This window comes from Pseudolysinimonas sp. (assembly GCF_044239695.1).
Lineage (GTDB): Bacteria > Actinomycetota > Actinomycetes > Actinomycetales > Microbacteriaceae > Pseudolysinimonas_A.
Genome location: NZ_JBIIAW010000012.1, coordinates 1 through 25294, shown reverse-complemented (window position 1 = coordinate 25294; position 25294 = coordinate 1). Strand labels below are relative to the sequence as shown.

At 71.5% G+C, this 25294-nt stretch carries 23 protein-coding genes; 19 read left to right on the top strand and 4 right to left on the bottom strand.

What is annotated here, in order from left to right:
• Positions 1–20: 20 nt before the first annotated feature.
• The 9 genes from ACILQS_RS03490 (at position 21) to ACILQS_RS03450 (ending at position 8448) form a co-directional block, all read left to right on the top strand.
• Positions 21–1238, top strand: coding sequence for an ABC transporter substrate-binding protein (locus tag ACILQS_RS03490; RefSeq protein WP_395638709.1), 1218 nt, complete (start codon positions 21–23; stop codon positions 1236–1238).
• Between the two features lie 88 nt (positions 1239–1326).
• Positions 1327–2673 carry an aspartate aminotransferase family protein gene (locus ACILQS_RS03485; protein ID WP_395638708.1) on the top strand — a complete coding sequence of 449 codons (1347 nt, stop codon included), beginning with the start codon at positions 1327–1329 and terminating at the stop codon, positions 2671–2673.
• A 166-nt stretch (positions 2674–2839) separates the two neighbouring features.
• Positions 2840–3319 (top strand): YceD family protein, encoded by a 480-nt coding sequence (locus ACILQS_RS03480; RefSeq protein WP_395638730.1) that lies wholly within the window; start codon positions 2840–2842, stop codon positions 3317–3319.
• Between the two features lie 2 nt (positions 3320–3321).
• Positions 3322–3525, top strand: a complete 204-nt coding sequence (rpmF, locus tag ACILQS_RS03475; protein WP_191281622.1) for a 50S ribosomal protein L32 — start codon at positions 3322–3324, stop codon at positions 3523–3525.
• A 77-nt stretch (positions 3526–3602) separates the two neighbouring features.
• Positions 3603–4271, top strand: a complete 669-nt coding sequence (rnc, locus tag ACILQS_RS03470) for a ribonuclease III (protein WP_395638729.1) — start codon at positions 3603–3605, stop codon at positions 4269–4271.
• 3 nt (positions 4272–4274) lie between these two features.
• Positions 4275–5153 carry a bifunctional DNA-formamidopyrimidine glycosylase/DNA-(apurinic or apyrimidinic site) lyase gene (mutM, locus tag ACILQS_RS03465; RefSeq protein ID WP_395638707.1) on the top strand — a complete coding sequence of 293 codons (879 nt, stop codon included), beginning with the start codon at positions 4275–4277 and terminating at the stop codon, positions 5151–5153.
• A complete protein-coding gene (locus ACILQS_RS03460) occupies positions 5150–6805 on the top strand; it encodes a LuxR C-terminal-related transcriptional regulator (RefSeq protein ID WP_395638706.1) in 1656 nt (551 codons plus the stop codon). Before mutM ends, ACILQS_RS03460 begins: the two co-directional genes overlap by 4 nt.
• Before the next feature lie 49 nt (positions 6806–6854).
• Entirely contained in the window at positions 6855–7349 is a 495-nt protein-coding gene (locus ACILQS_RS03455) for a hypothetical protein (RefSeq protein ID WP_395638705.1), read from the top strand.
• Positions 7350–7368: 19 nt separating this feature from the next.
• A complete protein-coding gene (locus tag ACILQS_RS03450; RefSeq protein WP_395638704.1) occupies positions 7369–8448 on the top strand; it encodes a hypothetical protein in 1080 nt (359 codons plus the stop codon).
• On the opposite strand, the gene ACILQS_RS03445 is transcribed toward ACILQS_RS03450, so the two are convergent.
• The 3 genes from ACILQS_RS03445 to ACILQS_RS03435 are packed head-to-tail and all read right to left on the bottom strand — an operon-like array spanning position 8445 to position 11667.
• Positions 8445–9533 carry a GNAT family N-acetyltransferase gene (locus tag ACILQS_RS03445; RefSeq protein WP_395638703.1) on the bottom strand — a complete coding sequence of 363 codons (1089 nt, stop codon included), beginning with the start codon at positions 9531–9533 and terminating at the stop codon, positions 8445–8447. The genes ACILQS_RS03450 and ACILQS_RS03445 overlap by 4 nt on opposite strands.
• Positions 9530–10609 carry a GNAT family N-acetyltransferase gene (locus tag ACILQS_RS03440; protein WP_395638702.1) on the bottom strand — a complete coding sequence of 360 codons (1080 nt, stop codon included), beginning with the start codon at positions 10607–10609 and terminating at the stop codon, positions 9530–9532. Before ACILQS_RS03440 ends, ACILQS_RS03445 begins: the two co-directional genes overlap by 4 nt.
• A complete protein-coding gene (locus tag ACILQS_RS03435) occupies positions 10606–11667 on the bottom strand; it encodes a GNAT family N-acetyltransferase (RefSeq protein WP_395638701.1) in 1062 nt (353 codons plus the stop codon). Before ACILQS_RS03435 ends, ACILQS_RS03440 begins: the two co-directional genes overlap by 4 nt.
• A 91-nt stretch (positions 11668–11758) precedes the next feature.
• Here ACILQS_RS03435 and smc point away from each other — a divergent pair, with 91 nt between their 5' ends.
• The 3 genes from smc (at position 11759) to ACILQS_RS03420 (ending at position 17774) form a co-directional block, all read left to right on the top strand.
• Positions 11759–15274 (top strand): chromosome segregation protein SMC, encoded by a 3516-nt coding sequence (smc, locus tag ACILQS_RS03430; RefSeq protein ID WP_395638700.1) that lies wholly within the window; start codon positions 11759–11761, stop codon positions 15272–15274.
• 84 nt (positions 15275–15358) lie between these two features.
• On the top strand, positions 15359–17026 hold the full coding sequence (locus tag ACILQS_RS03425) for a hypothetical protein (protein WP_395638699.1): 1668 nt from the start codon (positions 15359–15361) through the stop codon (positions 17024–17026).
• Positions 17027–17045: 19 nt separating this feature from the next.
• A complete protein-coding gene (locus tag ACILQS_RS03420) occupies positions 17046–17774 on the top strand; it encodes a hypothetical protein (RefSeq protein WP_395638698.1) in 729 nt (242 codons plus the stop codon).
• Positions 17775–17787: 13 nt separating this feature from the next.
• On the opposite strand, the gene ACILQS_RS03415 is transcribed toward ACILQS_RS03420, so the two are convergent.
• Positions 17788–18450: a histidine phosphatase family protein gene (locus tag ACILQS_RS03415; protein ID WP_395638697.1), complete on the bottom strand. Its 663-nt coding sequence runs from the start codon at positions 18448–18450 to the stop codon at positions 17788–17790.
• On the opposite strand from ACILQS_RS03415, the gene ftsY reads away from it, so the two are divergent.
• The 7 genes from ftsY to ACILQS_RS03380 all read left to right on the top strand — a co-directional run.
• On the top strand, positions 18449–19318 hold the full coding sequence (gene ftsY / locus ACILQS_RS03410) for a signal recognition particle-docking protein FtsY (RefSeq protein ID WP_395638696.1): 870 nt from the start codon (positions 18449–18451) through the stop codon (positions 19316–19318). The two genes, ACILQS_RS03415 and ftsY, sit on opposite strands and share 2 nt — an antisense overlap.
• Positions 19319–19439: 121 nt before the next feature.
• Positions 19440–20480, top strand: coding sequence for a Bug family tripartite tricarboxylate transporter substrate binding protein (locus ACILQS_RS03405; RefSeq protein ID WP_395638695.1), 1041 nt, complete (start codon positions 19440–19442; stop codon positions 20478–20480).
• A gap of 22 nt (positions 20481–20502) precedes the next feature.
• Positions 20503–21024 carry a tripartite tricarboxylate transporter TctB family protein gene (locus tag ACILQS_RS03400; protein WP_395638694.1) on the top strand — a complete coding sequence of 174 codons (522 nt, stop codon included), beginning with the start codon at positions 20503–20505 and terminating at the stop codon, positions 21022–21024.
• On the top strand, positions 21025–22572 hold the full coding sequence (locus ACILQS_RS03395; RefSeq protein ID WP_395638693.1) for a tripartite tricarboxylate transporter permease: 1548 nt from the start codon (positions 21025–21027) through the stop codon (positions 22570–22572). It begins immediately after the preceding gene.
• A complete protein-coding gene (locus ACILQS_RS03390; protein ID WP_395638692.1) occupies positions 22569–23318 on the top strand; it encodes an SDR family NAD(P)-dependent oxidoreductase in 750 nt (249 codons plus the stop codon). Before ACILQS_RS03395 ends, ACILQS_RS03390 begins: the two co-directional genes overlap by 4 nt.
• Entirely contained in the window at positions 23315–24676 is a 1362-nt protein-coding gene (locus ACILQS_RS03385; RefSeq protein ID WP_395638691.1) for an MmgE/PrpD family protein, read from the top strand. The genes ACILQS_RS03390 and ACILQS_RS03385 overlap by 4 nt, the downstream gene beginning before the upstream one ends.
• The coding region (locus ACILQS_RS03380; protein WP_395638690.1) for a CaiB/BaiF CoA transferase family protein at positions 24673–25294 on the top strand (622 nt) is incomplete at its 3' end. The genes ACILQS_RS03385 and ACILQS_RS03380, both read left to right, overlap by 4 nt.

Here is a 25294-nt window from a genome sequence, read left to right as displayed (position 1 = left end):
CACACCAGAGAGGAATCACCATGATCCACCGCAAGAGAAGCGCCCTCGCGCTGGCGACCGGCACCGCGCTCGCCGCGCTGCTGCTCGCCGGCTGCACGACCCCGACCGCCGAGGAGACCCCCGAGGCTCTCGACGACACCCCCACCGAGCTCCCCGCCGTCGATTGCGTCGAGCCCGACCCCGCGGCGACGCTCGCCCCGGTCACCCTCATGCTGCAGTGGTTGCCGCAGGCGCAGTTCGCCGGGTACTACGCCGCCGACTGCCTCGGCTACTTCGCCGAGGCCGGACTCGACGTGACGATCGTGCCGACCGGCGGCGACATCGTTCCGCAGGAGGCGCTGTTCGCCGGCGAGGCCGACTACGCGATCGCCTGGGTGCCGAAGGTGCTCGGCTCGATCGAGGCCAACAGCATCGAGGTCACCAACGTCGCGCAGATCTTCCAGACCTCCGGCACCCTCCAGGTCTCATTCGCCGGCGAGGGCATCGACACGGTCGCCGGGTTCGAGGGGAAGCGCATCGGCTCGTGGGGCTTCGGCAACGAGTGGGAGATCTTCGCCGCGATGGCGGCCGAGGGCCTCGACTCCACGTCGGTCTCGATCACGACGCAGGACTTCTCGATGAACGCGCTCCTCGACGGCGACGTCGATGCCGCCCAGGCGATGACCTACAACGAGTGGGCGCAGGTGCTCGAGACGGTCAACCCCGACACCGGTGAGCTGTACCAGCCGGAGGATTTCGACGTCGTCAGCTACGCCGACACCGTCGGCGCCATGCTGCAGGATGCGATCTGGGCCCGCACCGAGGCGCTCGGTGACCCGGCGTTCGAGGCGCAGACGGTCGAGTTCCTCAAGGCCGTCATCAAGGGCTGGGTCTACACCCGTGACAACCCCGAGGAAGGCGCGTCGATCTCCTACGCCGCCGCCCTCGACGCGGACGCCGCGTTCCCCGTCGGCCCCGGCCACCAGCTGTGGCAGATGAACGAGGTCAACAAGCTGGTCTGGCCGGCCGCGAACGGCATCGGCGTCGTCGACGCCAACGCCTGGGCGCAGACAGTCGACGGTTCGCTGGCGTCGGTCAACCAGGATGGTGTGAAGCTGATCACCACCGAACCGCCGACCACGGCGTACTCGAACGACTACATCCTGGAGGCGATCGCGGCTCTCGAAGCCGAAGGCGTCGACGTCACGGGTGCCTCGTTCAGCCCGATCACCGTCACCCTCAAGGCCGGCGGAATCTAAGCAGCACCGGATGCGGGGGGAGGCGTCCCGCCGGACGTCCCCCCGCATCCCTCCGCATTCGCACCACCGCACGAAAGGCACCACCCCGATGACCGACAACGCCGCCGACCTCGATCCCGCCCTCGGGAAGTTGACGTACGACCTCGACCGCGCGCACGTCTTCCACTCCTGGTCGGCGCAGGGTGCGCTCGCGCCGTTCGTCGTCGCCGGCGGCCACGGCAGCGAAGTGTGGGACTACGACGGCGCCCGCTACCTCGACTTCTCGAGCCAGCTGGTCAACATGAACATCGGCCACACGCATCCCAAGGTCGTCGCTGCGATCCAGAAGCAGGCGGCCGAGCTGCCGATGGTCGCGCCCGCGCACGCGAACCTCGCCCGCGGCGAGGCCGCCGCGCGCATCCTCGCGAAGGCGGGGCCCGAATTCGGACGGGTGTTCTTCACCAACGGCGGGGCCGATGCCAACGAGAACGCGATCCGCATGGCGCGTCTCACCACCGGTCGCGACAAGGTGCTCTCGACCTACCGCAGCTACCACGGCAACACCGGGGCGGCCGTCGTCGCGACCGGCGACTGGCGTCGGGTGCCGAACGAGTACGCCCGCGGCCACGTGCACTTCTTCGGCCCGTTCCTCTACCGCACCGAGTTCTGGGCGACGACCCCGGAGGAGGAGAGCGCCCGCGCCCTGCACCACCTCGAACGGGTCATCGTGTCGGAGGGGGCGGCGTCGATCGCCGCCATCCTGCTCGAAGGCGTCCCCGGCACCGCCGGCGTGATGATCCCGCCCCCGGGATACCTGTCGGGCGTGCGCGCCCTCTGCGACAAGCACGGCATCGTGCTGATCCTCGACGAGGTCATGTCGGGCTTCGGCCGCACCGGGTCCTGGTTCTCCTGGCAGCATCCCCTCGTCAACCCCGACGGCGTCGTGCCCGACCTCATCACCTTCGCGAAGGGCGTCAACTCGGGCTATGTGCCGGCGGGCGGCGTCATCATCTCCGAGTCGATCTCGGGCGCGTTCGACGACCAGGTGTTCCCGGGCGGCCTCACCTACTCCGGGCATCCCCTCGCGATGGCGTCCATCGTCGCGGCGATCGATGCGATGGAGGAGGAGGGCATCGTCGAGAACGCCGCCGCCATCGGTGAGGATGTGCTCGGCCCGGGCCTGCACGCGCTCGCGGCGAAGCATCCGATCATCGGCGAGGTGCGCGGTGTCGGCGTGTTCTGGGCGCTCGACCTCGTGCAGGACCGCGAGACCCGCGAGCCCGTCCCCGGAGCGACCATCGCCGCGCTGAAGGGCGAGCTGATGTCGCGGGGGCTGCTGCCGTTCGTCGCCGACAACCGGCTGCACGTCGTGCCGCCGTGCGTCATCACGCCCGAGGAGGCCCGCCGCGGCCTCGCGATCATCGACGAAGCCCTCACCGCCCTCACCGCGGGTTGAGTGCCGCGCGCAGCGCGGTGTATCGAAACCGCCCTCGAGTAACTCGGATGTGGGTTTCGATACACCCGCCTCCGGCGGGCACTCAACCCGCCAACTAGAATCAGAGCTTGTGTCCGCATCCCCGTACGTCGTGAATGTCCGCGACCTCGTGCACCGCCCCGGCGAGATGCGCGAGCGCACGCTCGACGTCGCCGCGCCCGAGAAGCTCGGCGAGGGCGCCGCGTCGGTCGCGGAGGGCGAGAACGTGCACGTCGAGGTGCGCCTCGAGGGGCTCCACGACGGCATCCTGGTGTCCGCGGAGGTCGACACGCTCGCCCGCGCCGAGTGCGTACGGTGCCTCGACCCGGTCGAGATCGACGTCGAAGTCGAATTCCAGGAGCTTTTCGCGTATTCTCCAGACGAAGCTTTCGACTTCGTGGTTCGAGACGACCAGCTGGATCTCGAACCCGTCGTGAGGGATGCGGTGGTGTTGTCGCTACCGTTCCAGCCGGTCTGCCGCCCGGACTGTCCCGGCCTCGACCCCCTCACCGGGGAGAGGCTTCCGGACGGGTTCGAGCAGCCGATCGATGAAGCGCCCGACCCGAGGTGGGCGGCGCTGCAGAGCCTTCAGCTCGACACAGACTCAGACACCAACGAGAAGAGATAGACATGGCCGTTCCCAAGCGCAAGCAGTCGCGCTCGAACACGCACTCCCGCCGTTCGCAGTGGAAGGCGACCCCGGTTCAGCTCGTGAAGACGATCGAGAACGGCAAGGTCACCTACAGCCTCCCGCACCGCGCGAAGGTCGTCGAGGACTCGGCCGGCACCCCCCTGTACCTGGAGTACAAGGGTCGCAAGGTCGCGGACGTCTGACGTCCCCTCGCCCGACGCCCGCGGGCTCTGCCTCAGACAACGCGGCACCCCCGGACGAACTCGCCACGAAGCTCGGCATCTCCGTTGATGCCGAGCTTCTCGAGCTGGCGCTGACCCACCGTTCCTACGCCTACGAGAACGGCGGGATCGCCCACAACGAGCGTCTCGAGTTCCTCGGCGACTCGATCCTCGGGCAGGCCGTGACGGTCATGCTCTACCGCGAGAACCCCGGACTCGACGAGGGCGAGTTGGCGAAGCGTCGCGCGAGCCTGGTCTCGGCCGTCGCCCTCGCTGAGATCGCCCGGATGATCGACCTCGGTGCCCACCTCCGTCTCGGGCGCGGGGAGGAGCTGACCGGGGGGCGCGAGAAGTCGTCGATCCTCGCCGACGCCCTCGAGGCGCTCATCGGGGCCGTCTACCTCTCGGCGGGCGGGGATGCGGCCACCGCGTTCGTGCTGCGGCTGATCGACCCGCTGCTGGCCGATCCGGAGCGGTTCGGCGCGGCGATGGACCCGAAGACGAGCCTGCAGGAGCTCTCCACCCGGCTCGGCAAGGGCCTGCCGCAGTACCTCGTCACCGACAGCGGCCCCGATCACTCGAAGCGGTTCCACGCGGTGGTGTCCCTCGCCGACGAGCAGATCGCCGAGGGCGACGGCACCAGCAAGAAGCAGGCCGAGATGGCCGCCGCGCTGGCCGCCTGGGCCGTGCTGCACTCCACCCAGAAGCCCCGTCGCGGCACGGCGTAGCGGATGCCGGAGCTCCCCGAGGTCGAGGTCGTGCGCCACGGCCTGGAACCCGCCGTCACCGGCGCGACGGTCACCCGCGTCGAGGTGCTCGATCCCCGGTCGCTGCGCCGCCACGACGGTCCCGAGGAGGACTTCGTCGAGCGGGTCACCGGCGCGCGGTTGCGCACCCCCGAGCGGCGCGGCAAGTTCCTCTGGATCCCCGTCGACGGCCGTGACGAAGCGCTCGTCGTGCACCTCGGGATGTCGGGTCAGGTGCTGCTGCGCGACCCCGACGCCGCGCGCGACCGGCTCACCCGCATCGTCCTGGATGTCGACAGCCCCGGTCACGGCCCGGTGCGGGTCGACTTCGTCGATCAGCGCATCTTCGGGTCGATGGCGCTGGACGTGCTGGTTCCGGCGCGCGATCATCCCGCGCAGCTGATCCCGTCGCAGGTGGGCCACATCGCCCGCGACCCGGTCGACCCGTTGTTCGACGATCGGCTGTTCCTGCGTCGCCTCGCCGCGAAGGACACCGGGATCAAGCGCGCCCTGCTCGACCAGACGCTGGTCAGCGGCATCGGCAACATCTACGCCGACGAGGCGCTCTGGGCGGCCCGCATCCACTACGACCAGCCGACGAGGAGCCTCAGCCGTCCCCGCGCGACGACGCTGCTCGCCGAGGTGCGTCTCGTGCTCGGCCGGGCGCTCGTCGAAGGCGGCACGTCGTTCAGCAGCACCTACGTGAACGTCAACGGAGCGTCCGGCTACTTCTCGCACTCCCTCAACGCGTACGGGCAGCACGGTAAGCCGTGTCCGCGGTGCGGTCGCCCGATCGTGCGCGAGGAGTTCATGAACCGCGGGTCGCACTTCTGCCCGTTCTGTCAGCGGATCCGGCTGCGGTGAATCGCGCGTCGGTCACCGCGGACGTCTTCCGCCTCGTCCTCGACGGACGCGCGACCGACGCGCTCGATCTCGTCACCGATCACGCGGGCTCGGGGGACGATCCGTGGTTCCTCGTGCTCGCGTCGTTCGCGGCGTTCATGCGCTCCGACTACGAGACCTCGGCCCGCCTCGCCGACGACGCCCTCGCGGGCGGAGGCGACGACACCGCGCGCGTCGGAGCCCTCGCCGCGCGCGGCCTGGCGGCCGCCGGATGGTGGCCGGGTGCCGCGACGACGTGGACGGATGCCGCGCCGACCACGACGGCATCCGGCGATCCGCTGACCGAGGCGTTCGAACAGCTGGGAACCCTCGACGCGTCGCCCGCCGCGGATGCCGTCCGCTACCTCGTCGCCGAGGCGGCGCTCGCCTGCGGACGGCTGAATCTGGCCGCCTCCGTCGTCGACGCGTCGGGCCCGGTACCGGCGTGGCCGGGAGATCATCCGTTCGGCGATCTCGTGCGGGTCCATCGAGCGCGCCTCCTGGTCTTCCTTGGCCGGATCGACGACGCCGAGGCGATCGTCCGCGACCTCGCGACGGGTCGGCGGGCGCCGCTGCTCGAGCTGCTCGTCGCCAGCGCGAACTCCCTCGTGCGCGGCAACGCCGCCGATCGAGGCGCCGCGCGCCGCCTCGCCGACCGGGTCGAGGCGGGCGATCTGGCCGCCCCCGGCTACCTGTCGAGCGGATGCCGTCTGCTCGCCGCGTTCGGGCTGACCGCCGTCGGCGACGTCCGGCGTTCGGCGCGGCTCGTGCTCGAAGCCGGCGGCGATGAGCGCCTCAGCGCGCTGACGATCGTCGACCGGGCGCTCGGACTCGAGCTGCTCGTCGCGCTGGCGGCCGCCGACGCCGACATCGACGCGGCCGAGGCCTGGGCGGATCAGGCCGTCCACCTGCGCGGACATCCGATCGCGGGTTCGACGATCGCGCGGCTCGACAGCCGCGTCGCGCTCCTCGCCGGACGCCCGCGCGAGGCGGTCGAACTCGCCGATCTCGCGGTCGGGCTGGCGACGGCCGAAGGACGTGCGGTCGAAGCCGCCGAAGGCGAGATCGTCGGCTCGCGGGCGCGGCTCTCCGCGTCGGAGGCCGGGGTCGCCACGGCGCGCCTGGAAGCCGCGGTGGCGCTCGCGGAGAGCACCGGCTTCCGCGCGGTGCGGATGTCGGCGGCGCGGGAGCTTCGGCGCAGCGGCCGGCGCCTGCGTCCGGTCGCGGGGGTCGGCTGGCCGGGCCTGTCGGCGCGGGAACGCGACGTGGCGCTGCTCGTCGCCCAGGGCGCGTCGAACGCGGGGATCGCCCGCGCCCTGCACCTCTCCGATCACACGGTACGCGCTCACGTCTCGCGGGTGCTCGCGGCGTTCGGTGCGGCTTCCCGCCTCGCCGTCGGGGAGGCTCTCGCCGATCGGGTCCCCGATGACGGGGTCGACGTGTCGCTCACCCCGCGTCAGCGGGCCGTGGCCGACGCCCTCGCCCGGGGTCTCGGCAACGCGGCGATCGCGCGGGAGCTCGGGATCAGCGTGAAGACCGTCGAGAAGCATCTCGCCGACATCCGGTCGCGCTGGCAGGTGTCGACGCGGGGCGAAGTCGCGCGATTGGCCCGGGCGGCGACTCGCGGCGAATAAGCCGGATCCCCACTGTTCGCCGCGATGCTGTCGCGAGGAGCATGGCGGGGTGATGAACCGCTCGCGCCTGGCGCTGCTCGCGACCCTGCCCGTCCTCGCCCTCGTACTCGCCGGCTGCGCGCCGACCGGGGGAACCGACGGCGGCTCGTCCGACGGGGGCGGTGCCGCGTCCGGGCCGACCTGCGACGGGGTGACGACCGCCGGGTACGACCTCTTCGTCGACCCGCGCCTCGAGATCGACCCGGTGCAGGACATCTACTCGCTCGGTGAGGGCGACAGCATCGCCTTCACCGACACGCCGGAGGAGGACGCGTACACGACGTACTCCTACTCCCTCTCCTACATCGACGACGGGGTGGCGTTCCCCAGCAACGGCGGCATCTTCGTCGGTGCCGAGGACACGAACGCCTGGACGCTCGACGGTCCGATCACGCCGACCGGGATCGTCGGCGGCCCGTACGCGTCGTTCGTCGACATCGAGGCGACGACCGACTCGGGCACGACAGTGATCGCCCGCATCTGCGCCGTGCTGCCGGCCAGCTAGGGAGTTCTATCCTGAACGGATGACTCGGCGGAGCACCGCGATCCTCGCGATCGTGCTGCTCCTCGCCGGCTGCACGAGCGCACCGACCCCCGCGGATCAGGCGTGGGTTCGGGTGCCCCTGCCTGCTGACGTCGTCGGATCGCAGGTGCTCGTCATCGACGGGAGGCTCGTCGTCGGCGGTTCGCGAGATGAGCAACCTGCCCTCCTCGTCGCCGATGCCGCCGGGGTGCTGGCGCCGATCCCGATCGAGGCCGTCAGCTATTACGGCGCTCTCGCCCGGTGGTCCTCGATCTCCGCCGAGGGGTCGCACCTGCGGGCCCTGGGCGGTCGCACCGGAGGCGGTCACGGCAATCCCCGGTGGAGCACCTGGGTCGGCGATCTGAACCGCCTGACCGAGCAGCCGGTTCAGGGACTCGAGGTCTTCGGCGGATGGCGCGGCGGCGGGATGGTCGGGGTGACGGAGGTCGACGGGCAGGCGGTGCTCGTCGGAGGCCGGGCGGGCGGCGGCCCGGGGCTCGACATCGCGATCTGGCTCGAGCACGGCGACAGCTGGATCGAGCAGTCGTCGACCGGCTCTCCGCTCGCCGCGACGGCCGATGTGCTGCCGTTCGCCACCTCGGTCGTCACCGATGACCACGATCTGCTGGTGACGGGTTTCACGCAGCGGCTCGGCGGGGGAGAGGTGCGCGTGGAGGCGGCCGCCTGGGTCGGCGGTCCGACGGGACCGTGGGAGCTCCTCGACCTTCCCCACGACGCGCTGGCGTCCCAGGCGGAGGCCGCGTGGTGCGAGGGCGGCCGGTGCGTGATCGTGGGGCGCGGCGACGGGCTGTTGCTCGCCTGGAGCTACGTCGACGGCGCGGCGACGCAATTCGCGCTCCCGCGGATCGAGGCGTCGGATGAGATCCCTGCGCCGGTGCTCTGGGACGGGGCGACGGCCCTGGTCGGAGCCGGGGTGATCGCGGTCTCCGAGGACGCGAGCTCCTGGCGCCTCATCGAGGGACCGGAGGGCGATCCCCTCGCGGCGGCCGCGTTCGGCGGCGTTCTCTACGTGCTGACGGTGGCGGCCGACGGTTCCGTCACCCTGTGGCAGTCGGCCTAGAGCCTCTTCAGCCAGGCGCCCTCGTAGGCGAACGGCACGAACCCGACGGCCTCGTTGACGTCGAGCATGTAGCGGTTCTCCTCGGCGTTGAACGTCGTGATCTCGGGATGTCCCGGATGAGTGTCCTGGAGGTGCTGGATGTTGGCGATCTTCAGCAGCATCCCGAGGCGGTGACCGCGGTGCTCGCGCATCACGATCGTGTCGCGCTGCTCGATGCCGCGGCTGGTCTCAACGGGGACGCTCAATTCGGTGTACCCGGCGAGCCGACCGGTCGGGAGGTGCTCGGCCGCCGCGTAGAGGATGGCCCGGGGCGATCGCGCCTCGAGCTCCTCGTGCTCGCGCCAGCGTTCGACGGTCCAGACGTCTTCGTCCTGGTCGAGTCCGGCGGAGGGGGCGTCGGTGCTCATCCGGGTGGCGAGCACGGCGAGATCCTCGAGCAGCGGCTCGGGCGCCCGCCCCGCCCAGAGGTGCACCCGGTAGTCGCCCGACCGCTCCTCGGCGAACGCGCGGCGCGCGGCCAGCACCGCCGGGTCGGCGGGCAGCGCGAGTCGGCTCGCGCGCTCGACCTGTTCCAGCGCGTAGCCCCGGGCGAGCAGGAAGCGCACCTCGCGCCCCTCGGCCGGCAGCGACCCGAAGCCCGTCGGTGACTCGAGCCGTGGTCCGCCTGCGGCGAGGGTCGCGGCGTAGACGTGCAGCTTCTCCTTGCCCTCCTCGCGGGCGACGGCTTCGACCGCGTCGGCGAGGGCGCGGCCGATGCCCCGACGGGTGAACGCCGGATCGACCTGCACCGAGAGCCACGCGGTGCTGACGGCATCCCCCCGCGTGCGCGTCTCGTAGGTGCCGCGCGCGACGATGCGGCCGTCGACCCGGGCGCCGAACAGCCGGCGACGCTCGTGGCTGTTCTCCTGCCACCGGGGCAGCAGTTCGGCCGCCGTGAACTCCATGCCGGTGGCCCCGAAGCTCGCGGCCTCCGCGAGGTTTCGCGCGTCGACCGTCTGCTCGAAGTCGCGCGCCGCGGGGGAGCCGTCGAGCGTCGCCGGGATCTGCAACTCCTCGATCGTGAAGTTCGACGACACGTCCGTCATGCCAGATCCTTCCGCCAGATGCCCTCGTAGGCGATGCCGACGAACCCCATCGCCTCGTTGACGTCGAGCATCGGGCGGTTCTCCTCCGCGTTGAAGGTCAGCGCGCTCGGGTGACCGGGGGAGATGCGCGGCAGGTAGTCGAGGTTCGCGAGTTTCACCAGCATCCCGAGGCCGTGGCCGCGGAACTCCTTCAGCACGAGCGTGCCGTACTGCAGCGCGGCGCGCCCGGGCTGCGGCGGCACCGAGTACTCGGAGTAGGCGACGAGCCGACCGGAGGGCAGGTGCTCGGCGGCGGTCGTCACCAGCTTCCGCGGGTCGTCGCGCTCCTTGCGAGCGTCTTCCTCGGCCAGACGTTCCGCGGTCCAGACGTCCTCGGGCGTGCCGACCCCGGCGTCCGGGGCGTCGGTGCTCATCCGGGTCCAGAGCACCGCGATGTCGTCGAGCCAGCGCTCCGGCGTCGGGCCGATCCAGGAGTGCAGCGCGAAGTCGGGTCCGCTGCGTTCGACCGCGGCCGCGAGCTTCTCGGCGATGCCCGCGACCGGCAGCGCGAGTCGGCTGAGGCGGTTGACCTGCTCGAGCCGGTAGCCGCGGGCGTCGCAGAAGCGCGTCGACCTCGACTGCTCGGGCACCGAGCCGAACCCGGTGGGCGCCGGACGCCGCTCGCCGCCGGAGCCGGTCTCGGGCACGTAGACGATGATCTTGCGACGGCCTTCGGCGGCGATCCCGGCCTCGATGGCGTCGGCGAGCCCGCGGCCGACGCCGCGATGCTCGACCTCGGGCGGCACCTGGACCACGACCCACGCCGTGTCGCGATCGTCGGCCTGGAGTTCGAACCAGGCGCGTGCGACGACGCCGCCGTCGACCCGGGCGACGAACATCCGCGACGGCCGGTGCGGGTCCTGGAAGTGCGGCAGCTCCTCGTCGGGCTCGTAGTCGCGTTCGCTCGTGCCGAAGGCGACGGCATCCGACCGCCGACCGGCCTGCGTCGCGGCGACGAAGTCGTCCCAGCCCTCCGCGCCAGGCGACACCGGAATCGGCAGCTCCTCGATCACGATGTTCGACGGCGTCGCGCTCATGTCAGATCCTTTCGCCAGGCGCCTTCGTAGCCGATGGCGACGAACCCGAGCTGTTCGTTGACGGCCAGCATGGGGCGGTTCTCCTCCGCGTTGAAGGTCAGCACGCTGGGGTGGCCGGGGGAGACCTCCGCGAGGTGCGCGAGATTGGCGACCTTGAGCAGCATCCCGAGGCGGTGGCCGCGGTGCTCGCGCAGCACGAGCGTCGCCCATTGGTCGACCGCGCGATGCGCCTCACGCGGCACCGAGAGCATCGAGTACCCCACCAACCGCCCGGAGGGGAGATGCTCCGCCGCGGCGACGATCCGGCTGCGCGGGTTGCTCTCCCAGCGGTCGTCGCTCTCCCGGATGCGCTGCGCGGTCCAGACGTTCTCCGGCTCCTCGAGCCCCGCGGTCGGGGCGTCGGTGCTCATCCGGGTCGCGAGCACGGCGCGGTCCTCGAGCCAGCGGTCCGGCGTCCGCCCGGTCCAGGTGTGCACGCGGTAGTCGCCCCCGGTCGCGCGCCGGGCGTCGGTGAGGAGGTCGTCGAGCCCGTCGAGCGGCAGCGCGAGCCGGCTCAGCCGCTCCACCTGCTCGACGCGGTATCCGGATGCCTGCAGGAACCGCGTCTCGCGGGCGTCGGCCGCGATCGAGCCGAAGCCGGTCGGCGACGACAGCCGGGCTCCGGCGAGTTCGGTGCCCGCGACGTACGCGATCGCCTTGCGGATGCCCGGGAACGCCGTCTCGGTCGCGTCCACCAGCGCACGCCCGATACCGCGTCCGCGGAACGCCGGCAGCACCTGCGTCGACACCCACGAGGTGTCCGCCTCGTCGCCCCGGTGGGTCTCGGCCGTGCCGCGTCCGACGACGACGCCGTCGACGCGCGCGACGAACACCCGGTGCGGCTGATACGGGTCGAGGTACTTCGAGAGTTCTTCGGCGGGCTCGTAAGTGATCTCGGCCGTGCCGTAGGTCTCGACCGCGACGAGGTTGCCCACCTCGACGGCGCGCACGAAGTCGCCGGCATCCGGAGCATCGATGCGCTCCGGGATGACGATCTCGTCGATCGTGAATGCGCCCACGGCGGGACCAGCCTTCCGCCGCCGGGTGGGCAGCCGACCAGACTACACAGACCGGGTACCGTAGGGGAGTCCATCATCGAAGCGGAGCCGCGTGTACCTGAAGAGCCTGACCCTCAAGGGGTTCAAGTCCTTCGCGACGCCGACCACCTTCGCGTTCGAACCGGGCGTGACGTGCGTCGTCGGCCCGAACGGCTCCGGCAAGTCGAACGTCGTCGACGCGCTCGCCTGGGTGATGGGCGAGCAGGGGGCGAAGACCCTCCGCGGCGGCAAGATGGAGGACGTCATCTTCGCCGGCACCGCGACCCGCGGGCCGCTCGGCCGCGCCGAGGTGCATCTCACGATCGACAATGCCGACGGCGCGCTGCCGATCGAGTACTCCGAGGTCACGATCTCGCGCACCCTGTTCCGCAACGGCGGCAGCGAGTACGCGATCAACGGCGAGCAGTGCCGGCTCCTCGACGTGCAGGAGCTGCTCTCCGACTCCGGCCTCGGGCGCGAGATGCACGTCATCGTCGGGCAGGGGCAGCTCGACGCCGTCCTGCACGCGACCGCCGAAGACCGCCGCGGGTTCATCGAGGAGGCGGCCGGCATCCTCAAGCACCGCCGCCGCAAAGAGAAGACGCTCCGCAAGCTCGAGGCGATGCAGGCGAACCTCACCCGGCTCTCCGACCTCGCCGGCGAGATCCGGCGGCAGTTGAAGCCGCTCGGCCAGCAGGCCGAGATCGCCCGCGAGGCCGCGCAGATCCAGGCGACCGTGCGGGATGCCCGCGCCCGTCTGCTCGCCGACGAAGTCGTCACCCTCCGGGCCGCCGTCTCCGACCTGTCGCGCGGCGAGAGCGAGCGCAAGACCGAGCGCCTCGTGCTGCAGGAGCAGCTCGACCAGGCCCGGCTGCGGCAGGGTCGGCTCGAGCAGGCGATGGTCGGGGATGCGGTCGACGAGGCGCGCCGCGTCGCGTTCGGCCTCGAGCAGGTGCAGGACCGGATGCGATCGCTCTACACGCTCGCCAACCAGCGGCTGTCGCTGCTGGGTCAGCAGGCGGAGCTGCCCGGGATGTCGTCGACGATCAGCCAGCGCATGGTCGACGACGCACGCGAAGAGATCACCCGCCTCGCGACCGGGGTGACGACCGCCGAGGAGACTCTCGGCCGCGCCTCCGCCGTCACCGCCACCGCCCGCGGCGCGCTCGACTCGCTCGACGAGGAGATCAGCGCGCAGAGCGCCCTCGTCTCGGCCCACGACCTCGAGCAGGGGCGCCTCGCCGGCGTCGTCGCGGCGGCCGAATCCCGGCTCACCGCGACCCGCGCCGAACTCGACCGGCAGAAGGCGTCGCTCGCGCAGGCCGAGGCGCGCCGCGAGACGGCGCGCGAGGAGCTGCTCGCCCTCGAAGGCGACGCCGACGCCGTCGCGCTCGATGTCGATCTCGCCGCGGCGGTGACGGCCGCCGAATCCGCCGTCGAGACGCTGCGCGCCGAGGTCGACGTCGCCCGCGACGAACTGCACGCCTCCGAGCGCGAGCGCGACGCTCTCGCCGCCCGCACCGGCGCCCTGTCGCTCGCGCTCGACCAGAAGGACGGCTCGGGTGCGATCGTCGGGGCGAAGGGCATCCGCGGGCTCGTCGCCGAGCACATCCAGGTACGGCCCGGGTTCGAAGCCGCGATCGCCGCCGCGCTCGGCTCGCTCTCCGACGCCGTGCTCGCCGACTCGCGAGAGGCGGCCTTCAGCGCTCTCGACGACGTGCGCGCCGCCGAGGCCGGCCGGGTCGAGATCGTCATCGCCGACTCCGCCGCCCCCGTGCTGCCGACCGGGCTCCCCGCCGGCGTCGAGTCGGCGGCCGCTCTCGTCACCGGACCCGACGGCATCCGCGGTCTTCTCGCCTCCGTCGTGGTCGTCGACGACCTCGCCGCCGCCCGGGCCTCGTGGCCCGCCGTGGCGCGCCTCGGCGGCCTCACCATGATCACCCGCGACGGCGACGTGCTCACCGAGCACGTGGTGCGCGGCGGCTCCGGCGGCGGGCGCTCGACGATCGAGCTCGCCGCCGAACGGGATGCCGCCCAGACCCGGCTCGCCGAGGTCACCACCGCGATCGAACGCCAGCGGTTCGCGCTCGCCGGCAAGCGGGAGTCGCTCGACCTCGCGCAGATCGACGCGGCCACGGCATCCGCCGCCCTCAAGGAGTTCGACACCCGCCTCGCGGAACGCAGCGAGGCACTCGGCCGCTCGCGGGTCGCGCTCGAAGCCGCGCAGGCGGAGGGCGAGCGTCTCGCCGAGTCGCTCCGCACGCTCGGGACCTCCGTCGAGGATGCCGAGGCCGCGCTCGAGTCGGCGACGTCGGAGCGGGACGCGCACGCCGCGAACCCGCGCCCGATCCTCGACGTCTCGGCGCGCGACGCGCTCTACGCCGAACTCGAAGCCGCCCGGGCCGCCGAAGTGCAGGCCCGCGTCGAACTGGAGACCGCACGTGAGCGCGTTCGGGCCCAGGGCCAGCAGGCCGACGCGCTGCAGGCGCAGCTCGAAGCCGAGCGGGCCGCCGCCGAGGAGGCCGCACGCATCGCCGTGCAGCGTCAGCACCAGGTCGCGGCGGCGCAGAACGTGCTCGCCGCACTGCCGGCCGCTCTGGATGTCGCCGACCGCTCGGTCTCCCAGGCGCGGGTCGCACTCGCTACCGCCGAAGCCGCGCGCAGCCAGCAGAACGAGGAGCTGAACGAACTGCGCCGCACCGAGAGCGCCCTGCGGGAGCGTCTCGCGACCCTCAACGAGAACGTGCACGGCCTCGAGATGCAGGCCTACGAGAAGAAGCTGCACCTCTCGTCGCTGCTCGAGCGCGCCGCCGAAGAGCTCGCCCTCGACGAGGACGTCCTCGTCGCGGAGTACGGCCCCGAGGTGCCGGTGCCCGAGCGCACCGAGGTCGACGGCGAGGAGGTCGTCACCGAGAAGCCGTTCGTGCGGGCCGCGCAGGAGGCACGACTCGTCACGGCAGAGCGCAAGCTCGGCCAGCTCGGCCGGGTGAACCCCCTCGCCCTCGAGGAGTTCGAAGCGCTCGAGCAGCGGCACCGGTTCCTCACCGAGCAGCTCGCCGACCTCACCGCGACCCGTAAAGACCTGCTGACGATCATCGACGAGATCGACGAGAAGATGCAGGACATCTTCGGGTCCGCGTTCGAAGACACCAAGAACGCGTTCAACCAGGTGTTCCCGGTGCTGTTCCCGGGCGGCAGCGGCAGCATCCATCTCACCGACCCCGACAACCTGCTCACCACCGGCATCGAGGTCACCGTGAAGCCCGCGGGCAAGAAGATCGAACGGCTCTCGCTGCTCTCCGGCGGCGAGCGGTCGCTCGCGGCGGTCGCGCTGCTGATGGCGATCTTCAAGGCGCGGCCCAGCCCGTTCTACATCATGGACGAGGTGGAGGCGGCGCTCGACGACGCCAACCTCGGCCGCCTGCTGACCGTGATGGAGGACCTGCGCACCGATTCGCAGCTCATCGTCATCACGCACCAGAAGCGCACGATGGAGATCGCGGATGCCCTCTACGGCGTCTCGATGCGTCAGGACGGCGTCTCGGCCGTCGTCGGCCAGCGGGTGGGAGATCGCGCGCACTCCGCTTAGGCGGAGACGCTTTCGCGTCTCCGCGCGGTGCCAGCGCCGACGCCCGTCTCGGGCGTCGGTTCACCTAGGCGCTATATTTCCGCCATGAAACGCTGGGTGGCGGCTGGGATGCTCGCGGTGCTGTCGGCGCTCGGGATGCCCGCCGTCGCGGCGCAGGCGGACGAAGCGGACTGCGCCGGCAGCCGCCAGATCGGCAGCGGGTTCGAGGTGTTCGACGTCGATCCGCAGTGGCTGCCGCCGTCGATGCGCGGCAGCGGCTGGGACTGCGCCCTCAAGGCGGAGGGCCGGGAGTTCGACGAGACCCTGCTCGAGGACGGCCGCTACGCGACGGCGCTGAACTTCATCCTCTACTACGTCGACATGAGCTACGACGAGCTCGTGGACTTCTACCGGGACTTCGAGCGCAGCGGATACTCGGCGCCCGGGACCATCAACCTCGTGGCCGGTTCGGACAGCGGGACCGAGAGCGTGGCCTTCGGGGCGGAGGACCTCGCGGCGCTCGATCCGACGCCGGGGTACGTGAACGCTCGGTTCAGTCATCCGCAGGATGTCCCGTCGCCGGGCGCTCCCGGCGCGAACATCTACGCCTTCACCTGGACCGACGGCGTCGACTTCGAGAGCGACTCCGGGATCGAGGGGCGTCCGCAACTGGTCGCCAACATCATCGTCACGACCCCGTTCCTCAGCGGAACCGGCCTCGACGACCCGAGCGTGCTCAGCGGTCTCCCGACGATCTACCTGCCTTCGGGCGTGCAGTGGGCGTACATCGGCGCCGGGTCGCTCATGCTGATGCTCGTCGTCGGCTGGCCCTCGACCCTGCTCAACTCGGTCGTCGGGTCGCGCTACCAGTCGATGGTGCGCTGGGTGACGACCCGCGTCCGGCGGAAGCCGATGGATGCCGCCGCGCCCGCGGCATCCACCGCTCCTCCCGGCTCTCCGCCGGCGATCCGCCGTTCGCGGCTGCCCGGGTGGCTGATGTGGCCCGGCTTCGCGTTGGCCGCCATCCTCGGTGCGTTCGTCGACCCCGACTTCGGAATCAACCTCATGTCGCTGCGCCTCGTGGTGACGTTGTTCCTCAGCTTCGTGCTGTTCAACCTGCTCGCCTGGGCGATCGTGCGCCGGGTCGCGGTGCGTCTCCAGCCGGATTCCGACCCCTACCTGCGGTTCCGCTGGGGCTCGCTCGCGCTCGTCCTCCTCGCGGTCGTCGTCGCCCGGCTGCTCGGTCTCGAACCGGGCGTCATCTTCGGCCTCGTCGCCGGCATCGCCTACGCGACCAGTCTGCAGGCGGCCAAGAGCGCCGTCGTGACGCTCGTCGGGTCGGCCATCGGGCTCGGGTTCGCGCTCGTCGCCTGGGTCGGCTACTCCCTGCTCGCGCCGGTCGAGGTCGACCACGTCGCCTACGTGTTCCTCGTCGAGTTCCTCGCCGGGGTCACCGTCAAGGGCGTGTCGACGCTGCCGCTGTCGCTGCTGCCGCTCGGCACCCTCGACGGCGCGAAACTGTACGGCTGGAAGAAGGCGGTCTGGGGTGCCTCCTACGCCGTCGGCCTGGCGGCGTTCATGATCGTGCTGCTGACGATCCCGAAGGCGTGGGGCGAGATCCCCGGCGACTTCCTCAAGTGGCCGATCCTGTTCGGCGCCTACGCGCTCGTCGCGATCGTCATCTGGGCGGTGAACGCCCGCCTGCTGAAGAAGAAGCCGCTCCCGCCGGAGGCGCAGCAGGGCGACCAGCCCGACGCCATCACGATCGACTGAGGCCTGCGAAGATCGGGGAGTGGACCGCGCCTACGACTTCACCCCGCTCGACGCGCCGCTGTCGTCCACCGAGTCGGCGGCCCGGCGCCGTGCGATCCTCGCCGGACGGTCGCTGATCGCCGACCTCTCTTTCGTCCGCACCCTCCTGCTCGTGGGCGTGGCGATCTTCGCCTGGCCGGCCGTTCTGATCTTCAGCGTCGTCACCGTGAACTTCGTGATCGGCTGGGTCGCCCGGAACGGCCCCACCGCCGAGTGGGGTGCGGGCACGCCTCTCCTGCTCGGCGCGGTCGTCGTCGCGGTCGGGCTGTGCGTCGTCGTCACCCGCCTTCTCCTGATCCCGCCGGCGTGGGGGCGCTGGGTGCGCATGCATCGGTTCGCCGAGGTGAACGGGATGACCTTCATCCGTCGTGCGACGCAGGCCGACCTCCCGGACGCGCCGATCGTCGCGCCCCAGGCGCCCGGAGCGACGCTGCTGTCGGATGTCTTCAGCGACCCGGTCGCGGGGATCGTGCTCGGCAACGTCGGAGCAGGCCCCGGCTCGCAGGCCTTCATCCTCATGCAGCCCGACGGCACCGGGATGGCGGCCATCGATGCGCTGCCGTTCGGCGGCTTCACGGTGCGCGAGACGCCCGACGGGCGGGTGGCGACGCGCTACCGCTCCGTGCGGATGCGGGACTCGGTGACGGTGCGGCGGATGTTCGCGACCGCCGACCTCGTGCTCGCGGGCGAGGACGACGCCATCCGCTGATCCCGCCGAGCGGTCAGCCCGCGTGGGTGCCGTCCTCACCTTCGCGCGAGGGCTGCTTCGCGGCGTGCTCGATCGGGATCTGCTCGAGGGGGATGCCGTTGACGGTGAGCACGTCCCAGCCGTCGGCGTGCGAGCGCAGCATCGAGACCGAGCCGTTGTCGATGCCCGGCACCGGCCGCCCGGCGAGCCGTGCGAGGGTGTAGCGGATGATCGTGCCGTGGCAGACGATGAGCACCGCCGCCTCCGGGGTGTCGGCCGCGATCTCGCGCAACGCCAGCGACCCGCGGGTCGCGACGGAATCGAGGCTCTCGGCGCCCGGATAGTCCCGGGACGGCCAGCGGTCGATCGCCGCCGCCGACGAAGTGCCTTCGAGGGTGCCGTAGTCGCGCTCGACGAGGCCGGCGTAGGCAGGCCCGAGCTCGATGCCGAGGCCGTCGGCGATGATCTGCGCGGTCTCCCGGGCGCGCCGCAGCGGGGAACTCACGACGACATCCCAGGGCATCGATCTCACCGTCATGAGGGCGTCGCGGGCCTGAGCCCGCCCGGTGTCGTTGAGCGGGATGTCGCTCGAGCCCTGGAGGAGCCCGTCGCGGTTCCAGTCGGTCTGGCCGTGCCGGATGAAGGCCGCGATCACGATGCCGGGTTCGGAGAGGTCGCCATGCGACCATGGTGGCATGGCAGCTGCGTGGTCCCTCGGTTCTGCCCTGCGGGGGATGTTCTCGCGCGCGACGATCGACGACGACACCTGGGTCGCCCTCGAGGATGCGCTCCTGTCGGCAGATTTCGGCTCCGACGTCACCGATGCGATCGTCGAGGAGCTGCGCGGCAAGGTCGCCAAGTTCCGCACGACCGACCCCGCTGACCTCCAGCGGATGCTGCGCGAGACGATCGAGGAGCGGCTCGCCCGTCTGGACTCGACTCTCGTGCTCTCGAACCGGCCGGCCGTGGTGCTGGTCGTCGGCGTCAACGGCGTCGGGAAGACGACGACGATCGGCAAGTTCGCCAAGTTCCTCGGCAACTACGGGCGCTCGGTCGTCGTCGGTGCGGCCGACACCTTCCGCGCGGCCGCGGTCGAGCAGCTCGCGACCTGGGCGGAGCGCGGGGGAGCGCAGATCGTGCGTCCGCAGCAGGCCGGGCAGGATCCGGCCTCGGTCGCCTTCCAGACCGTCGAGAAGGCGCAGCGCGAGGGCATCGAGATCGTGCTCATCGACACGGCGGGCCGACTGCAGACCAAGAGCGGTCTGATGGACGAACTCTCCAAGGTGCGACGCGTCGTGGAGAAGCTGGAGCCCATCGCCGAAGTGCTGCTCGTGCTCGACGCGACGACCGGGCAGAACGGCCTCGCCCAGGCGGAGGCGTTCATCGAGCACGCCGGCGTGACGGGGCTCGTGCTCACGAAGCTCGACGGCTCGGCCAAGGGCGGCTTCGTGCTCGCCGTGCAGGAGAAGACCGGCATCCCGATCAAGCTGGTCGGGCAGGGCGAGGGCATCGGCGACCTGACCGGGTTCACGCCGCACGTCTTCGCCCAGCAACTCGTCGGCTAGCCCGGGCCGGTCGCGGATCGGGCGACATGTCCCGCGGGTCGCTTGACACGTCGCCGTCGGCGCACGAAGATCGCGTCACCTAACAATGGAACAGTTGTTCCGTATAAACGAACGGATAAAGATGTCCACAGCGTTTTCCCGACGCGTTCGCCGGCCGCTCGTCGCCGTCGCGATCGCGGGTTCCCTGTCCCTGGCCCTCGCCGCGTGCAACCCCGGCACGCCGGAAGCCGACGTGCCCGCCGACTTCGAGGGCGAGCAGATCCGCATCATCGTCCCCGCCGAAGCCGGCGGCAGCATGGACACGATGGCGCGCCAGATCCAGCCGTTCATCGGCGACGCCCTCGGGGCGACCGTCGTCGTCGAGAACATGGCGTCGGGCGGTGCCATCATCGGCACGCAGTACGTGCTCGACAACGGTGACGACTGCCTGACGATCCTCACCACCAACACCCCCCACCTCAACATGTCGTACCTGACCAACGACGTCTCGTTCACGCTCGACGACTTCGCGCCGATCGCCGGCGTGACCGTCGAGCCGGGGCTCATCCGCGTGCGCGCCGACGCGCCGTGGCAGACCCTCAAGGAGCTCGTCGAGGACGCGCTCGACCGTCCGGGCGAGATCACGTTCAGCGTGAGCGACCTGGCCTCGAGCAACTACATCGGACTCGTGCAGATCATGGAGGCCACCGGGGCCGAGTTCAAGGTGATCGGCTACGACGGCGGCGGACCGGCGCGGACCGCGCTGATCTCGGGCGAGGTCGACGCCACCCACGCGGGCGTCTTCAACACGCTCTCGGTCGCCGCTGAGACACGTGCTCTCGGCGTGCAGGAGGACCAGAACCGCTGGGGCGAGCAGACCGACGACGCGCCGACGGTGAACGAGGCGCTCGACATCGAGGTGCCTGCCCAGTCGTCGCACCCGTCGATGGTCGCCTCGGCCGACTGCGCCGAGACGCACCCCGAGCGGTACCAGGCCCTCGTCGACGCGTTCGCCGACTCGGTCCAGGGCGACGAGTACCTCGCGACCCTCGAGGAGCTGGGTGAGAACGGCCGCGCCGACTACCTGAGCCCCGACGACCTCGGTGCGCTGCTCCAGCGCGCGGAGGACGAGATCACGGCTCTCCTGGAGGAGAACCCGGACGTCTTCACCGGTGGCCAGTGAGCCGCGCAGCACTCCGATGACCATGACCGACGGCCGGCACCCGATGACGGGAGAGCGCGCTCTCCGTCTCGCGGTGCCGGCCCTCGGGCTGGCCCTCGCGGTCGTGCTGCTCCTGACGTCGACCCACCTCACCGGCGGGTCCGGCTGGTACGCCCGCGTGCTCGTCGTGCTCTTCGGCGTCGTCGCCCTCGTCGGCCTGATCGTCGAGATCGTCCGATTCGTGCGTCACGCGCCGGCGCCGGTCCCGATCGACCCCCTCATCGACGTCGACGGCACCCCCGAGCCGCACGAGACCGACGGCAACGCCGCGCTGATCCGGGTCGGGATCGTCGTCGCCTCGATCCTCGCGATGGTGCTGCTCGCCAACATCCTGGGCCTCTGGCTCGCCATGGTCATCCCCGTCGTCGCGACACTGCTCGTGCTCGGGGTGCGCACCTGGTGGAAGGTGCTCCTCGCCACCGCGCTGACCGTCGCCGGCGGCTACATCGTCTTCACGCTCCTGCTCCAGGTGCGCGTACCCGAAGGAATCCTGGGGCTGCTCTAGATGGATGCGATCCTCCCCGGCCTGGAACTGCTGCTCCAGCCGATCTCCCTGCTCTGGCTCGTCGTCGGCCTCGTGCTCGGCTTCGTCGTCGGCATCCTGCCCGGCCTCTCCAGCTCCAACACGACGGCCCTTCTGCTGCCGCTCGTCGTCATGCTGCCGACCGAGGCGGGCCTCATCCTCATCGTCAGCATCTACGCCGGCGCCCAGTTCGGCGGCGCCGTCCCCGGCATCCTGCTGAACCTGCCGGGCGAGGCCGGCGCCGCGGTGACCGCCCTCGACGGGTACCCGATGACCCAACAGGGGCGCGGCGGCGAGGCGATCGGCATCGCCCGCATGGCCTCCGCGTTCGGCGGCGTGCTCGCCGGCGTCATCGTGCTCCTGCTGCTCGCCCCGATCGGCGCCCTCGCCCTGAGCTTCGGGGCTCGCGAGATGACGATCGTCGTGATCATGGGACTGCTCGTGTCGTCGGCGCTCATCGGCAAGAGCGTGCGCAAGGGCCTTCTCTCGGGACTGCTCGGGCTCGTGCTCGCGACCGTCGGCGCCGCGCCGGCGACCGGCCAGCCGCGGTTCACCGCCGGACTCTTCGAACTCTTCGACGGCATCTCGTTCATCGCCGCCCTGATCGGGCTCTTCGCGGTCAGCGAGTTGCTCGTCACGGTGCGCGATCGCGACCTCTCCAAACCGGCCCTGCCGCCGCGGCTGTCGTTCCGCGACGAGCTGGTCGGCGTCGTCAAGGGCGTGCGGCAGACCTTCACCCACTGGCGCATCGCGATCCAGTCGACGTTCGTCGGGCTGCTGTTCGGTGTCATCCCCGGGGGCGGAACGGCGGTCAGCAACTTCCTCAGCTACTCGCTCGCGAAGCGGCAGTCGAAGACTCCGGAGAAGTTCGGCAAGGGGTTCCCCGGCGGCGTCGTCGCGTCCGAGGCGACCGACAACGCCGTGACCGCCGCGGCGATGGCGCCCACGCTGACGCTCGGCATCCCGGGCAGCGCCACCGGCGCGGTCGTGCTCGCGGCGCTCTACATCCAGGGCATCCAACCCGGCCCGCAGATCATGCAGACGCACGGCGCCGAGGCGTACGCGGTGATCCTCGCGCTCATCCTGGCGAGCCTGCTGATCGTGCCGTTCGGCGTGCTGCTCGCCACGCCGCTGACCTGGGTCATCCGGGTGCCGGTGGCGTACCTCACGCCCGTCGTGCTGATGATCTGCCTCGCCGGCTCGTTCGCGGAGTCCAAGCTCGTCTTCGACATCGGGGTCGCGCTGGTCTTCGGCGTGATCGGCTACGCGTTCCGGATCGCCGACTATCCCGTCATCCCGATCGTGCTCGGCCTCGTGCTCGGCCCGCTGCTCGAGCGCAACCTGCTGCGCGCGCTCAACCTGGGCGACTACCAGCTGGCCTACTTCTTCGGTTCGCCCGTGGCGATCGTGCTCTGGTGCCTGCTGCTCGTGCTCGGCGCCTACCTGTTCTGGCGCCCTCGACGGTCCCGTGGATCGAAACCCGCCGCTGCGGAGAAGGCCGGCGCCGAGAAGACGGGGGAGAGCGCATGACCGAACGGGTGGCCCTCGTCACCGGCGCGACCCGCAACCTCGGCGAGGGGATGGCGCGCCGACTCGCCGCGGACGGTTTCGTCGTCGCGGTCAACGGCCGCAACGCCGACGCGGGGCGCGCCGTCGTCGCCGACATCGTCGACGCGGGCGGTCGCGCCCTGTGGGTGCCGGGCGACGCCTCCGTCGAGTCCGAGGTCGAGGCGGCAGTCGCGCAGGTGCGCGCCGAGGCCGGCCCGGTCGCGGCGCTCGTGAACAACGCGGGGCTGCGGCACGCCGGGCCGATCACCGAGACCTCGCTCGCCGACTGGCAGCGGGTGCTCGGCACGGTGCTCACCGGGACGTTCCTGTTCACGCGGGCCGTGCTGCCCGACATGTACGAGGCCGGGTGGGGGCGCGTGATCAACCTCGCCGGCGTCAGCGGCCAGATGGGCGCGGCCGATCGGTCGGCCCTCGTCACCGCGAAGTCGGGGATCATCGGCTTCACGAAGGCGGTCAGCCTCGAGGCGGCCCCGCACGGGGTCACCGTCAACACGGTCTCGCCGGCGCTCATCGACACCGACCGTGCCCCGGTCGCCGGGGATGCGGCGGGCGCGGCCGAGGACTACCGCGCCCTCACCGCGCAGCTGCCCGTCGGACGACCGGGTCGCGTCGAGGAGGTCGCCGCGCTCGTGTCGTTCCTGTGCTCCGACGACGCCGGCTACATCACCGGCCAGCTGTATGCGATCAACGGCGGGATCCTGCGATGACGACCTCGTTCACGGCGCGGGTCGCCGACTACCTGGTCGGTGCCGCGGATGCCGTGCTGCCGCCGGAGGTCGCGGAGCGTGCCGCCGTGCACACCCTCGACACCGTCGGGGCCGCGATCTCGGGCGCCGACCTCGAACCCGGGCGCTTCGCGGGGGAGGCGTGGACCGGTCTCGCCGGATCGGGCCGCTCGAGCCTCGTCACCGGTGGGTCGGCCGACCCGGTCTCGGCGGCGCTCGTGAACGGCTTCGCCGCGCACGCCGATGAGACCGACGACTCCCACCCGCCGTCGACGACGCATCCCGGCTGCGCCATCGTGCCCGCGGCCCTCGCCCTCGGCCAGCACGCCGGCATCGGCGGGGCGCACCTGCTGCGCGCCATCGCCGCCGGCTACGACGTGGGCACGCGGGTCGTCATGGCGATGCGCTTCACCGAGTTCCGCAGCGACCAGGCCGGCTTCAGCACGCACGGCATCGGCGGGGTGTTCGGCGCCGCCGCGGCCGGGGCGGTCGCGTTGCGGCTCGACGCCGACGCGACCCGGGCCGCGCTCGCCCTCGCCGCGCAGAGCGCCTCCGGCATCACCACCTGGCTCCGGGATCCGCACCACGTCGAGAAGGCCTTCGTGTTCGGCGGGATGCCGGCCTCGAACGGTGTGCGCGCGGCACTCCTCGCGCAAGCCGGGCTCCGCGGGGTGCCCGACGTCTTCGACACCGGGTCGAACGTCCTGGCGGCCTTCTCGGCGAGCCCCGACCCCGAGGAGCTCGTCGCCGGGCTCGGCGAGCGGTTCGAGATCACCCGCACGGCCATCAAGAAGTACGCCGTCGGCTCGCCGGCGCAGGCCGCGGTGCAGGCGGCTGTGGATCTCGTCGAGGCCGGGCTCCGCCCCGACGACGTCGCGAGCCTCGAGATCATCCTGCCGCGCGAGCTGGCGCAGGTCGTCGACGGCCGGGCGCTGCCGGTGATCAACGTGCAGTACCTCGTGGCGGGGGTGCTGCTCGACGGCGGGTTCTCGTTCGCGATGGCTCACGACGCCGAGCGGATGTCGCATCCCGCGATCACGCAGCTCACCGCGCGCATGCGGCTCATCCCCGATCCCGTGCTGCTGCGCGACCGCGTCGCGACGCTGCGGGTCACCCGCCGCGACGGCACCGTTCTCGTGCAGACCTGTTCGGGCGTGCGCGGCGGCCCCGCCGATCCGATGTCGGTCAACGAGGTGCTGGCGAAGGTGCTCGACCTCGCGTCGGCGCGCTCGACCGCCGCGCAGCTCGCCGCCCGGCTGCTGCGCCTCGACGGCGTCGCCGACGTCGCCGAGCTCCACGACCTGCTCATCCCGACCGACCGAGAGGCCTCCCGCCGATGACCCCCACCGCTGCCGGCCCGCTCGCCGGCCTGCGCGTCCTCGATTTCACGCAGTTCCTCTCGGGGCCCTACGGCACGCAGATCCTCGGCGATCTGGGTGCCGAGGTGATCAAGATCGAGGCGCCCGAGGGCGACCTGAGTCGCACGGTCGCGCCGAACTTCGTGCGCGGCGACAGCGTCTACTTCCACACGATCAACCGCAACAAGCGCAGTCTCGTGCTCGATCTCAAGCGCGAGGGCGCCGTCGAGGTCGTGCAGGCGCTGCTCGACGGGTCGGACATCGTGATGGAGAACTTCCGCCCCGGCGTGCTCGCCCGGCTCGGCGTCGATCGCGAGGCCGAGATGGCGAAGCGACCCGGGCTCATCTGGTGCTCGATCAGCGGGTTCGGTCAGGACGGACCGGCACGCGATCTGCCGGCCTACGACATGGTCGTGCAGGCGATCTCGGGCACGATGAGCCTGACCGGCGAGGAGGGCGGCCGCCCGCTGCGCACCGGCGTGCCGGTCGGCGACCTCGCGGGGGGCCTGCATGCCGCGATCGGCGTGCTCGCCGCGCTCGAGCGACGCCATCGCACCGGCCTGGGCGACTTCATCGACATCTCCATGCTCGACGGCCTCG